This is a genomic window from Candidatus Fermentibacter sp. (assembly GCA_030373045.1).
Taxonomy (GTDB): domain Bacteria; phylum Fermentibacterota; class Fermentibacteria; order Fermentibacterales; family Fermentibacteraceae; genus Fermentibacter.
In genome coordinates this window covers 18189-29968 of the sequence record JAUCPW010000058.1, presented here as the reverse complement: position 1 = coordinate 29968, position 11780 = coordinate 18189, and the positions used below count along the sequence as shown (strand labels likewise).

Below are 11780 nucleotides of genomic sequence, written 5' to 3'. Positions count from 1 at the left end.
TTCGGAACTCGTCGGCAGCGTCAGATGTGTATAAGAGACAGCCGTATCGGATCGGTCGGACTACTGCGCGTAGAGCCTGTTGATCAGCAGCTCCGCGAGGGTGGTCAGTGTCGCGGTCCTGTCGAGCTCGGGGTAGATCTCGACGTTGTACCTTATCCTGATGCAGACGTCACCCCTGCGGATCAGGATGGCGGCCAGGGTGCTGCCGGCGTCTGTCATCTCGCCGGTCACGGCCTGGTCCCACATCCTGTTCTGCACCTCGACGGGGTTCTGCACGAATGCGAGCACCCTGTCGTAGTTGCTCTGGCCCTCTGCGCAGTAGACGAGGAAGTTGACGCAGGAGGCGGCGAGCTGGCCGTCATAGAAGCTGCCCTGGGGCTTGCCGGCGGCCGGATCGCTGAGCGTCTCGGCCCAGGGCTGGAAGCCGGTGCGGCCCATAACGGCCTCCACCTCGGCGGGAGTCAGGGCGTCGTTGATCTCCCACCCGGCGGGAAGGGTGATCGTCTCGCTCAGGGCGGGGGTTTCCGGCGTGTCGGGGGTGTCCGTGGCGACGGCCGTGGAGTCGGCACCGGCGTTGTCAGCCGGCTTCTCGCCGCAGCCGGCGAGAACGGTGACCAGAAGCGCAACCACGATCAGCAGTATCCTGGGCATGGCACTCCCTTCGGTGCAGTGCAGTGCAGTGCAGCGATGACGGCTCGGACGCTGCAACCGGTGCAGCACCTGAATATGAGCCCGCGCCGGCGCCCCGCAAAGCCGTCCCCCACCATCGGCCGATTCCTGGTTTCAGATCCTTCATTTACGCTCATGCGGAAATGAAAGCGTCGCCAGCTTACTGCCGAAGGCAGACAGCGAGAGACCATGACGCAAGCCATTGCGTACGTTCTTTGCCGGCTCCCGGCGGAGCCGGCAGGAGGTACGCTTCGGGCCCTTTCGCGGTTCACCCGGCGCAGCATGCACTGGAGGGTGAACCGTTGCCGGGCCTGGTCATTTCCGATGACTCGGAAATGACCGTGTCGGGCCCGCTTGTTCCTGCGGACGCAGGAACAAGCGTCTAGTAGCTGCCGAAGATCCTGAGGTTGGGGATGGGCTGGTACCAGTAGTAGAACTCGATCCCGTACAGGATGCTGTCGACGGCTACCGTGTCCTCGACGATGCCGGTGATGCTCATCTTGACGAAGTTGCCGCTCTCGAGCTGGATGAAGAGCCTGTCGCCGTCGATGAGATGGATCGAGTCGACATAACCGGAGTCCGGCGCGATCCTGGGATTGTTGCCCTTGGCCATCACGACGTGGTTTCCGTCGCCATAGGGCGCAAGGTCTCCAGAGTACAGCCCGACGGGGCTCTGGGCCCATCCGCCGTCGAAGCAGTAGGCATCCTGCACGAACGAGGGATCGGAGGCCTTGCCCACCGAGCCTTCCTCCTCGCCGAATATGATGGCATCGACGCTGTCGGCGGGGGCGTGGTCGGACCAGAGGGTGTAGGATCCGCAGGTGTTGGCGAGCGTGCTGGCGTACTCGGCATAGTCTTCCGAGGTGTCCACTCCCTTGAAGGCGAGGACCGTGTAGAAGCCCGCCCCGCCGTCATGGGTCGAGACGTCGTCTACGTATATCGTGTCGACGATGTTCACGAGCTCGTCCCAGGCGCCGGTGGTCTCCGACCAGTAGAGCCTGTAGCCGTCAACGTCGGGGACCGAGTTCCACCTGAGGCAGACTTCGGTTCCCTCGCAAAGGGAGTCGACCACCACGAGACCGGTGACCTGCGGCAGAGTCCCGGTGGGGGACGAGGGATCGCCGCAGCCGGCTGCGATGACGATGACCGCATAGACACATGCAAACAGAATCCTCTTCATATACCCTCCATCGATCGTACCGTTATGATCCACGAGCGGATATTGTAACCCGATCGGTGCTCCCGCGCAATTGCGCGGAGTCATCGGTCGGCAAGGGCTTCCAGCGGAGGAGGACGGGGTGTCTGGATCGGCTCGTCGCGCCCTGCATGGTTGGATACAGGAAATGATATTCACATCTCTTTCCGTCGCCGCCATTCCGCTGCTCATCCTGTTCACCGGCTGCGGATCGGACTCCCCGTCGGGGCCGGACTGGACGGGCGACGTGGGATACGCAGGCGTCAGGTCATCGAGCTACGGTGCCGACCCCTACCCCGATCCCGCTGGCTGGCAGGACTACGTCGAGGCCATGTCCGACGCCTTCCCCGGTTCTACCCCGTGCGCACTCTGGATAGTGGGAACCGTGGACGAGGGAATCGAGGGGATCAACCTCGAATTCCCATCGGACGGCGGAACCTATCCCCATGTGAGCTTCACGGAGGAGGACCTGCACGAGGAATACCTGGACTGGTTCGATCAATGCGGCATCAGAGTATTCCTGCAGGTCGAGCCCGGCTTCGCCGACGTGGATACCCTCATCGCGCTCGTGATGGACAGGTACGGAGACCATCCCTGCGTGGCCGGCTTCGGCGTGGACGTGGAGTGGTACGGGAACGTCACCGAGGGCGGGGAGGGCACTCCCGTGGATGACTCGTCGGCCGAAGCCTGGGAGACGCATCTCCAGTCATACGGCTCCGGCCTGGGGCTCTTCCTGAAGCACTGGGACCCGGCGTTCATGCCTCCGTCGTACCGGGGGAACCTGATCTTCGTGGACGACGGGCAGGGCTACGGCGACATGGATGGCTACCTGGCCGACATGGCAGCCTGGGCGGAAGAGTTCGTGCCGAACCGGGTGTTCTTCCAGTACGGCTACGAGGCCGACAGGGTCTGGTGGGACGAGCTGGAGTCACCTCCTGCGGACATAGGCGCGGCGCTGGCGGCCCAGACCTCCCAGGAATGCGGCCTGATCTGGGTCGACTTCAACCTCGCCGAGCTCGATCCCTGACCCGGCCGAGCCCTGGTTTCAGATGCTTCAGATGCAGTCATAAAAGATTGTCTAGCTTTCACTTGATCTCAATGGCAGATATCTGATCTGAATGATGATAGGTAATCCTCGAACTTCATTCCGTATATTCTCTCGAAAACCCCGTCAGGGTCGCTCCAGAACGTGTGCCCTGTCATGTACTCCTGGAATCGCTCGCGCCCGAACCTGTCGATCAGATCATCCACTATCAGTGCGAACTCGCAGTAGATGAAGGGCATCCGGTTATCGACATCAAGGGGCACGGCCTCCTCCGCATCCGTTCCATAGGCTTCCGGGGGCATCCAGTTGCCCTCCGCGATCAGCCGTACGGTTTCGGCCGAATCCGGGTAGAACTGAGTGCCCATCTGGCGCGAGCCGAGGGTTGCGATGCCCTCGAGCAGCCACTTCGGGTATCGGATCGAGGCCGGGATGCCCAGGTTCTGGAAGATCAGCACGTGGGAGAGCTCGTGCTCGAGATAGGTCTCGAGCGAAACCGTGCCGTCTGCGTCCTCCCTCGACACCCATGGAGTCACCACGATCGTGCCGTTGTAGAAGGCGCAGAGACGGGCCCTGGATAACGACCGCCTCGAATAGGTACGGTCGTCGCCGAAGAGGAATATCCGGGGCCTGGATGTGAACTGCAGCCCGTGGAACTCCTCGACCCTTCCGAAAACCGTGTCCATCCAGCGAAGATCGCCGAAGTCGTACCCCTTCTGGGTGAAGACGACGGCGTTATCGAGGTCGGTCCGCTCGAATCCGATGACCACGGGAGAAAGCGGGAAGAGCTTGCCGAACAGCAGGATGTACGCCAGACCCCCCGCGACGGCCACCGATGCGGCAGCCGCGATCAGCCTGTGCAGGCGCTTCCGGTTCCTGGTCATCGCCACCTCCGTGCAGGGATGCCTCCTCTATCCCCGGGGCGTCCCTCCGTTCCTGGCTATGATGTTCGGAAAGGCCGTGCGAGCAGCGCGGGATTCCGCCGGGAAGAAGCCGCAAGAGGCGGCCCGCCTCCGCGGTCCCGGGCAGGCCCGGGGCCGGCGGGATCAGAGTCCGGGCGTTCCCGCAGCGATGCCTAGCCATGCCAGAACGGTCACGCCCTGGTCGGTGTCGGAACCGGCAGTCAGGAATACTCCTGGAACGTCGGTAGCCGCTATCCCGGTGAGTTCGTCCGCCGAGACGAGACCGACCACTGCTTCCTCGATCAGTGTTCCATCAGGCTCGATGACGACAAGCAGCGGATATGTCGCGCCCCAGACCCAGGGCTGCTCCCCCCCGGGGGCCGAGGTTGCTCCGACGCCGATCAGAGCGCCCGAGGGAGCCTCGGTGACCTGGTTCAGGCCCGCGAGACCCATCCCAGCGCCGGTCGCCTTCCACACAGGCTCGCCGGTCTCGCCGTCGAGCAGGCAGACGAACCATTCCTCGGGCGAGGTGAACCACTGCGAGACCCTCCCTGCGACGATCACGTCTCCGGAGGATGTCATGCCCAGCGAGGAGACCGACGGGCCGATCTCGCCCACCGGTTCCTCCAGGTCGAGCAGGTAGATGCTGGTCAGGAGCGCCGAGAACACGGCTTCGCCCTCCGGCGTGATCCTGACGATCCTCGTCCAGTCGCCGTTGCAGTCCGGGCGGCTGCTGACCAGGTATCCCGATCCCTGCGACCCGGCGACCACCGGCCCGTTCTCGAACTCGTCCGTGTCATCGAGGATGCAGGTCCAGAGGGTGTCGGCGCCCGAAACGCAGGCCAGGGCCTGGCATCCGCTGCCGCCTGCCGGCTGGTATTCCGTGATGACGGGTACTTCCGAGAGATCGGCCTCGGCGCACACGATCGCGCCGTCCGGAGATGCCTCCATGGTCCATGCAGCCCAGTTGTTCGACACGGGCGGGGAATAGATGAACCTGCTGGCGGACACGCCGGGAAGACCAAATGCGCCTGCCTCGAATCCATCGAGATGGAGGGGCGACCAGCCTTCGGCGGGAATCGAGCAAGGCTCCTCCGAGAGCACCTCGATACCTGGACAGCCACCGATGGGAAGAATGAGCAGGGCAAGAACAGTCAGCACTTCACGACCGCCTTCAGTTGACTTTTCCTGTATGCGAATCCCGGGATCTCGAAAGGAATCCTCAGTATGGCCGCCCATCAACCGGTCTTCTGCCGGATGTCCTCGACCAGGATGGAGACCCTGTTATCTCCCGCTTCCAGGAGACCGAGGTTCATGCTCCACGCGATCTCCGTCCCGTCCGTCCGGAAGACGGTCAGAGTGCCGTTCCCCAGACTTGCGACGATGGGCGCATGCCGGGCGAGGATCCCGAGATATCCGGACACTCCCGGAGCGACGATGGAGACAGCCCGGCCCTCGTAAACGATCCTGTCGTGGGTGATGACCCTGAGATCGAACTCGGCCTGTCCGCTCACGCCTTCCGGGCGGCAGCCCGCATCCTTCCAGCGTTCTCGACCACCTCGTCGATGGTCCCGGCCATGAAGAAGGCCTGCTCCGGAAGGTCGTCGAGGCGTCCTTCGATTATCTGCCTGAAGCCCCTTATCGTCTCTTCCAGAGCCACGTACCTGCCTGGCCTCCCCGTGAAGGACTCCGCCGCGCTGAAGGGCTGGCTCAGGAAGCGTTGTATCTTCCTGGCCCTAAGGACGGTAGTCCGGTCCTCCGCGGTGAGCTCCTCCATCCCGAGTATGGCGATGATGTCCTGGAGCTCCTTGTTGCGCTGCAGTATTTTCTGGACGTTGCGGGCTGTGGCGTAGTGCGATTCGCCCACTACCCCGGGGTCGAGCATCCTTGAGGAGGATTCCAGAGGGTCGACCGCCGGGTAGATGCCCTGCTCGACGATCTGGCGCGAGAGGACCGTAATCGCATCGAGGTGGGCGAACGCGGTGGCCGGGGCCGGATCGGTGAGGTCGTCCGCCGGGACGTACACGGCCTGCACCGAGGTTATGGAACCTCGTCTCGTCGAGCAGATCCGCTCCTGCAGCTCGCCCATCTCCGTCGCAAGGGTCGGCTGGTAGCCCACGGCGCTCGGCATCCTGCCCAGAAGCGCGGAAACCTCCGAGCCCGCCTGCGTGAATCGGAAGATGTTGTCTATGAAGAAAAGGACGTCCAGGCCCTGCTCGTCCCTGAACTGCTCCGCGATGGTAACGCCCGAGAGGGCTACACGGAGCCTGGCTCCCGGAGGTTCGTTCATCTGGCCGTAGATCAGGGCCGTGCGTTCGAGAACGCCGGACTGCTTCATCTCGAGCCAGAGATCGTTTCCCTCTCGCGTCCTCTCTCCCACACCGGCGAAGACGGAGCATCCCCCGTGCGTCAGCGCGACATTGCGGATCAGCTCCATGATCATGACGGTCTTGCCGACGCCTGCCCCGCCGAACAGGCCGATCTTGCCCCCCTTCGGGAACGGCTGCAGGAGGTCGATGACCTTGATCCCGGTCTCTATGATCTCCGACGTCGTCGACTGATCCGTGAGACCCGGCGGGAGCCTGTGGATGTCCATCGTCCTTCCGGGCTCGGGCAGCGGGCCCATCTCGTCGATCGGCTCACCCAGGAGGTTGAGGACCCTCCCGAGAACCTGGTCGCCGACCGGGATGGAGATCGGCTTCCCTGTGTCCAGCACCCTCATGCCCCGCACCAGCCCGTCGGTAGGCCCCATGGCGATGCAGCGGATCACGTTGTCGCCGATGTGCAGAGCCGCCTCGGCGGTGATGCCCCGGCCCGTCTCATCGTTCTCTATCCTGATGGCGTTCAGGATCGCCGGGAGGCGGTCTGACGGGAACTCTACATCCAGAGTCGGCCCGATGACCCTCAGGATCCTTCCATAGTTCGGATCTTCATCTCTCATGAGGCGACCCTCCCCGGGTCCTGAGCCTGCACCCGTCACTGGGGGGCTCCCGCCCCGCCTACCAGCTCGGTTATCTCCCGGGTGATGGAGGACTGGCGCAGCTTGTTCCTCTGGAGCTTGAGCCGTTCGATCATCTCGTCAGCATTGCTTCCCGCCGCCGCCATCGAGGCGAGCCTGGCCGAATGCTCGCTGGCCAGGGATTCCGCCATGGCGGACAGGATCATGGAGGTCACATACCTGGGGAAGGCGTCGGCCAGGACCTCCTCGGCCGACGGATCGAAGATGGTTTCGCCTTCTTCGCCGCATCCCGGAACCGATTCGGGCCGGATGACAGGGAGTATCGTCTCCACCACGGGATCCGACGGCCGGCCCCCGCGGTACGAATTGTAGACGATGTCCACCTGGTCGACCTCGCCCGCTCTGAACATGCCCATGACCTTGATGGTGAGCTTCGCCGCCTTCCTCTGGTCAGGCCTGCCACCCATCTCGCCCGAAACCTCCGGGTCGGCCTGGGGGAATCGGTCCCGGCAGCGCTTCCCGATGGTAATGACGCGGTCGTCTCCCGGTTCCAGCCCGGCGACCTCGAGGGCCTTGTCCGTGACCGAGGAGTTGAACCCTCCACACAGGCCCTTGTCGGAGGACATCACGACGAGCGCCCTGTGCCTGGTCTCCCTCGGCTCGAGCACCGGGTCGCTGCAGGCTCCCGAAGAGGCTATCCGGCAGATGATCCTGCGGAGCTCCTCGGTATAGGGTCTCGTGGCTGCTGCATACTGCTGCGCCCTGCGGAGCCTCGCCCCTGAGATCATCTCCATGGCGCGGATGACCTTCCGCGTGCTCTGGACGGAGCGGATCCTCCTCCTGAGGTCCGGGAGCGAGTCCATCAGGGTCTCCCGCCCTGGGTGGTGGAGATCCGCGCGAAACTCTCGAGCGCCGTCCGCAGTTCCAGCTCGGTTCGTTCGTCGAGATCCTGGCTGGAGGAAACGGCCAGGGACACCTGGGGGAAATCCTTCTCCAGGAATGTCAGGAAGCGCCTCTCGTACGTCGGGATGTCGTCCACCGGTATCCGGTCGAGGAATCCCGACGCGGCTGCGTAGATCACGGCGACCTGGCTCGGGAGCGACATGGTCGAGTACTGGGCCTGCTTCAGGATCTCCACCATCCTCGCTCCCCTGTCGAGCCTGTCTCTCGTGGCGGCGTCGAGGTCGCCTCCGAACTGCGAGAAGGAGAGGAGTTCGCGGTACTGAGCCAAGTCGATCCTGAGCTGTCCCGCCACCTTCTTCATCGCCGCCGTCTGAGCCCTGCCCCCCACCCTCGACACCGAGAGGCCCGCATTGACCGCCGGCCTCACCCCCGAGTGGAACAGGTCGGTCTCCAGGTAGATCTGCCCGTCGGTGATGGAGATCACATTGGTCGGGATGTATGCCGAAACGTCTCCGGCCTGCGTCTCGATGATCGGGATCGCAGTCAGCGAGCCTCCCCCGAGGCTGTCCGACAGCTTGGCAGCGCGCTCGAGGAGCCTGCTGTGCAGATAGAAGACGTCCCCCGGGTACGCCTCCCTGCCCGGTGGCCTCCGGAGCAGCAGGGAGAGCTGCCTGTACGCGACGGCATGCTTGGACAGGTCGTCGAAGACGCAGAGCGCATGCATGCCCCTGTCGCGGAAGAATTCTCCGATGGCCGTCCCGGCGTAGGGCGCGATGTACTGCAGCGGAGCGGGGGAGGAGGCCGTAGCCGAGACGATTACTGTGTGGGCCATGGCTTCGTGCTGTTCGAGGACGGCTCTGACGCGTGCGACGGAGGATTCCTTCTGTCCGATCGCGACGTAGATACAGACCAGGTTCTTGCCCTTCTGGTTGATGATGGTGTCCACTGCGATGGCGGTCTTGCCCGTGCCCCTGTCGCCGATGATCAGCTCCCGCTGGCCTCTTCCTATGGGGATCAGCGCGTCGATCGCCTTGAGCCCGGTCTGCACGGGTTCCGATACGGGCTGCCTCTGTACTACGTTCGGAGCTTCCCGCTCGATCGGAATGAACGCCTCCGCGACGATCGGTCCCTTGCCGTCGAGCGGCCTGCCCAGGGGATCGACCACCCTCCCGAGGAGCCCGCGTCCCGAAGGCACCTTCGCCACGCTCCCCGTCCTCCTGACGGGGTCCCCCTCGCGGACGAGGTCGTCTCCTCCGAAGAGGACGGCTCCGATGTTGTCCTCTTCGAGGTTGAAGACCATCCCGGATACTTCGTTGGGGAACAGGAGGATCTCTCCGGACATGGTCTCCGGCAGGCCCCAGACCCTGGCAATCCCGTCGCCGATCTGGAGGACGGCGCCGACGGAGGAGACCTCGATGCGGTTCTCGTGGGCTTCGAGCTCCCTCCTGAGGATGGCGCTGACTTCCTCTGGTCTGAAAGGCATCTGCAACCTCCGAAGCCCGGCCTCCGGCCGGGCCGCGACCCGTCGTGTCCTCCGCTAGTCCGGGATGATGGCGGCGACCAGCGCTTCCTTCATCATGTCGAGCCTGTGTCTGACCGTGAAGTCGATGACCCTGCCATCGAATCCGACCATGAATCCGCCGAGGAGCCTCGGATCGATCCTCCTCCGCAACCGGACCTTCCTGCCCGTGACTCTCTCCAGAGCCGCCGTCAGCCTCCGCTCCAGGTCATCCCCGATGGTCCGGGCGGAAGTGACGGTCGCGTCCACGAGCCCTCTCGAGGCTTCCAATATCGCCCTGTAAGCCTTCCCGATGGATAACAGGTACGGGATGCGGTTCTTCCGGAGCAGCAGGGGGACGAGCCTGCAGAACAATCCTGTCGCGCGTCCCTCGAACGCCTGCGCCACGATGCCCAGCTTGTCCTCGTCCAGTTCCATCGGGGAGGACAGGAACCGAATCAGGGCGTCGTCGCGGGCGAGCACGATCTCGAGGGAATCGAAGTCCGAGAGCAGGGCGTCGGCGGACCCCTCCGCCCGGGCGACAGCGAAGAGCGCCTCGGCGTACTCGCGGGCGACCCTGTGGTCAATCAACCCGGGGGATCTCCGACATCTCGGCAATGGCTTGCTCGACCAGCTTCCTGTCGAGTTCCGAATCCATGCAGGACCCGATCACCCTCTCGGCGGCAGTCATGCTCATCCTCACCATGTCCTCCCTCAGCGAGGCCTCCGCCATGAGCTTCGCGATCTCGATGGTCTGCCTGGCCGTCTCGAGCTTCTCCTCGGTCTCCAGCCTGGCCTGTTCCATGAATCCCCCGGCGATCCTGCGGCCTTCCTCGATCTCCGCCTGCTTCAGCGCCCGCGCCTCTTCGCTGATCCTCTCCATCCTGTTCCTGTAGTCGGACTCCCTCTCTTCGAGGTCGGCTCGACGCTTCTCTATCTCGTCCAGGTTGTCCTGGATCCGCCTGCGCCGGGCGTCGAGGTGCCCCGTCACCCTTCCCCAGGCGAACCGCTTGAGGATGAGCACCGCGGCGATGAAGGCCAGCGCGTTGGTGGCGACCACCTTCAGGTCGGGGTTCAGGATGTTCTCGCCTATCATCGCGGACGCTACATCTTGCCCTGGAGGATGAAGACGACGACGACGGCATAGATCGTCAGGGCCTCGATGAAGGCACAGCCTATCACCATGATTATCTGGATCTTGCCCGCGGCCTCCGGCTGCCGTGCGACGGCGTTCATCGCGGCGGTCACCGCCATCCCCAGGCCGATCGCGCTCCCCAGAGCGGCGATGCATACGCCCAGAGGGAGAGTGATGCTGAGATAGTTCATCGAACCGCTCCTTCGGATTGGATGGTATCCTTGCCGTGGTCCTCCCCCTCCGGGGGGAGCACCTGCGCGATGTAGATGGCGCTCAGGATCGTGAAGACGAAGGCCTGTACGAGGCCGAAGAGCATTCCCAGGAAGATGAACGGCAGGCCCAGCGGCACCCCTACCGGTGAACCCGTGGTGGAGAGCGCAAGCACTCCAAGCCCGGTGAATGCAGCTATCAGAGCCTCCTCGCCTGTGATGTTGCCGAAGAGCCTGAGTGCAAGGCTGATCGGTCGGGCGAGCTCGGCGACCAGGTGCAGGAGGAGCATCAGAGGTGCCAGGAGCCAGCTCACGAAGTCCCGGGGCCTGCTCATGAGGTGGTCGATGTAACCGATCAGCCCGAGCTTCCGGGTCGCCACGATCTGGACGTAGCAGAAGACCACTATCGCGAGCGAGAGGGTGATCTCGAACTGGGACGTGGGCGAGTGGAGCAGCGGGATCAGCCCGGTCAGGTTCATGAAGAGTATGAAGAGGAACAGCGTTCCCAGGAACGGGAGGAACTCCCTCGTACTGCTGCCCAGGATGTCCCTGAACAGGCTCTCCAGTACCTCGACCACGGCCTCGACCGCGTTCTGGAACCTGCCCGGCACCGCCTCGGACCGGGAGGCCGCCCTCGTCATGAGGATCACGATCAGGATCAGGGCGCCCAGCGCGAGGATGTTGCCGCCCCACGTATCCAGGAATGCCATCAGATCATGAGGAACAAGGTCGGGGCCCAGAACCTGGTAGAGCCTGGGCATCTCGACGCTCACCCCGGGAGAGGAGGCCGCAACTGCAGGCTGCATCAGCGGACCGCCCCGGCATTCGCGCGCCGGGTTGCGCACGCCCCGTACCGCGAAGGCATCAGGAATCCTCTTCGCTGATTCGTTTTATGAGCCTCGCCGTATCCACCCCGGCAGCCGCCAATCCGATGGCGGCGCCGGCCGCCTGGAGGATCACGCCCGTACCGAAGTGCCGGTCGGCAAGGCTGCCAAGCCACCAGCCGAGCAGAGTCGCCGCCCCCAGCATGAAGGGTATGCCGGTGAGCAATGCGAGCTGATGCGCATGTTTCCGCTCTCCCGGATCGCCCCTGACCAAACCGCACCATCCCGCCGGGAGCCGGGCGTTCCCGGCCCGTGCATCCTCGGGAGACTATCATAAGAAAAGCCCCGGACCGGAAGAGTGCAATCCGCTGTCGGAGGAACCGGATGGGCGGCGGTCGCGCGGGAGGGCGTCTTGACAGTGCGAGGGCCCCGGCACGAGTATTG

14 protein-coding genes are annotated in these 11780 nt (G+C 64.2%); 1 reads left to right on the top strand and 13 read right to left on the bottom strand.

Annotated features, from left to right (window positions below; translation table 11 throughout):
• Window positions 1-60 precede the first annotated feature (60 nt).
• Together QUS11_09595 and QUS11_09590 are read right to left on the bottom strand one after the other, a co-directional pair.
• A complete protein-coding gene (locus QUS11_09595) occupies window positions 61-651 on the bottom strand; it encodes a hypothetical protein (protein MDM7993556.1) in 591 nt (196 codons plus the stop codon).
• A gap of 400 nt (window positions 652-1051) precedes the next feature.
• Window positions 1052-1849: a hypothetical protein gene (locus QUS11_09590; protein ID MDM7993555.1), complete on the bottom strand. Its 798-nt coding sequence runs from the start codon at window positions 1847-1849 to the stop codon at window positions 1052-1054.
• 163 nt (window positions 1850-2012) lie between these two features.
• On the opposite strand from QUS11_09590, the gene QUS11_09585 reads away from it, so the two are divergent.
• Complete coding sequence (locus QUS11_09585; protein ID MDM7993554.1) at window positions 2013-2891, top strand: hypothetical protein; 879 nt, start codon at window positions 2013-2015, stop codon at window positions 2889-2891.
• A 68-nt stretch (window positions 2892-2959) separates the two neighbouring features.
• On the opposite strand, the gene QUS11_09580 is transcribed toward QUS11_09585, so the two are convergent.
• The 11 genes from QUS11_09580 to QUS11_09530 form a co-directional block, all read right to left on the bottom strand.
• A complete protein-coding gene (locus QUS11_09580) occupies window positions 2960-3790 on the bottom strand; it encodes a hypothetical protein (protein MDM7993553.1) in 831 nt (276 codons plus the stop codon).
• 162 nt (window positions 3791-3952) lie between these two features.
• The gene (locus QUS11_09575) at window positions 3953-4969 is read right to left on the bottom strand and encodes a hypothetical protein (protein MDM7993552.1); all 1017 of its coding nucleotides are present in this window, start codon (window positions 4967-4969) and stop codon (window positions 3953-3955) included.
• A 77-nt stretch (window positions 4970-5046) separates the two neighbouring features.
• A complete protein-coding gene (locus QUS11_09570; GenBank protein ID MDM7993551.1) occupies window positions 5047-5322 on the bottom strand; it encodes a hypothetical protein in 276 nt (91 codons plus the stop codon).
• Window positions 5319-6749 carry a F0F1 ATP synthase subunit beta gene (gene atpD / locus QUS11_09565; protein MDM7993550.1) on the bottom strand — a complete coding sequence of 477 codons (1431 nt, stop codon included), beginning with the start codon at window positions 6747-6749 and terminating at the stop codon, window positions 5319-5321. The genes QUS11_09570 and atpD overlap by 4 nt, the downstream gene beginning before the upstream one ends.
• Window positions 6750-6784: 35 nt before the next feature.
• The gene (atpG, locus tag QUS11_09560) at window positions 6785-7630 is read right to left on the bottom strand and encodes an ATP synthase F1 subunit gamma (protein MDM7993549.1); all 846 of its coding nucleotides are present in this window, start codon (window positions 7628-7630) and stop codon (window positions 6785-6787) included.
• Entirely contained in the window at window positions 7630-9153 is a 1524-nt protein-coding gene (gene atpA / locus QUS11_09555) for a F0F1 ATP synthase subunit alpha (GenBank protein MDM7993548.1), read from the bottom strand. Before atpA ends, atpG begins: the two co-directional genes overlap by 1 nt.
• Window positions 9154-9207: 54 nt before the next feature.
• A complete protein-coding gene (atpH, locus tag QUS11_09550) occupies window positions 9208-9759 on the bottom strand; it encodes an ATP synthase F1 subunit delta (protein ID MDM7993547.1) in 552 nt (183 codons plus the stop codon).
• Complete coding sequence (locus QUS11_09545) at window positions 9752-10264, bottom strand: ATP synthase F0 subunit B (protein MDM7993546.1); 513 nt, start codon at window positions 10262-10264, stop codon at window positions 9752-9754. The genes atpH and QUS11_09545 overlap by 8 nt, the downstream gene beginning before the upstream one ends.
• A gap of 8 nt (window positions 10265-10272) precedes the next feature.
• Window positions 10273-10494, bottom strand: coding sequence for an ATP synthase F0 subunit C (gene atpE, locus QUS11_09540; protein ID MDM7993545.1), 222 nt, complete (start codon window positions 10492-10494; stop codon window positions 10273-10275).
• Window positions 10491-11318, bottom strand: a complete 828-nt coding sequence (gene atpB / locus QUS11_09535) for a F0F1 ATP synthase subunit A (GenBank protein MDM7993544.1) — start codon at window positions 11316-11318, stop codon at window positions 10491-10493. Before atpB ends, atpE begins: the two co-directional genes overlap by 4 nt.
• Before the next feature lie 58 nt (window positions 11319-11376).
• Window positions 11377-11562 (bottom strand): AtpZ/AtpI family protein, encoded by a 186-nt coding sequence (locus QUS11_09530; protein ID MDM7993543.1) that lies wholly within the window; start codon window positions 11560-11562, stop codon window positions 11377-11379.
• Window positions 11563-11780 lie beyond the last annotated feature (218 nt).

Bases quoted from the DNA above. Each gene is read 5' to 3' on its own strand.
- QUS11_09590 (MDM7993555.1), bottom strand. From the start codon at position 1,849: ATGAAGAGGATTCTGTTTGCATGTGTCTATGCGGTCATCGTCATCGCA.
- QUS11_09580 (MDM7993553.1), bottom strand. From the start codon at position 3,790: ATGACCAGGAACCGGAAGCGCCTGCACAGGCTGATCGCGGCTGCCGCA.
- atpB (MDM7993544.1), bottom strand. From the start codon at position 11,318: ATGCAGCCTGCAGTTGCGGCCTCCTCTCCCGGGGTGAGCGTCGAGATG.
- atpG (MDM7993549.1), bottom strand. From the start codon at position 7,630: ATGGACTCGCTCCCGGACCTCAGGAGGAGGATCCGCTCCGTCCAGAGC.
- atpD (MDM7993550.1), bottom strand. From the start codon at position 6,749: ATGAGAGATGAAGATCCGAACTATGGAAGGATCCTGAGGGTCATCGGG.
- QUS11_09595 (MDM7993556.1), bottom strand. From the start codon at position 651: ATGCCCAGGATACTGCTGATCGTGGTTGCGCTTCTGGTCACCGTTCTC.
- QUS11_09585 (MDM7993554.1), top strand. From the start codon at position 2,013: ATGATATTCACATCTCTTTCCGTCGCCGCCATTCCGCTGCTCATCCTG.
- atpE (MDM7993545.1), bottom strand. From the start codon at position 10,494: ATGAACTATCTCAGCATCACTCTCCCTCTGGGCGTATGCATCGCCGCT.
- atpA (MDM7993548.1), bottom strand. From the start codon at position 9,153: ATGCCTTTCAGACCAGAGGAAGTCAGCGCCATCCTCAGGAGGGAGCTC.
- QUS11_09545 (MDM7993546.1), bottom strand. From the start codon at position 10,264: ATGATAGGCGAGAACATCCTGAACCCCGACCTGAAGGTGGTCGCCACC.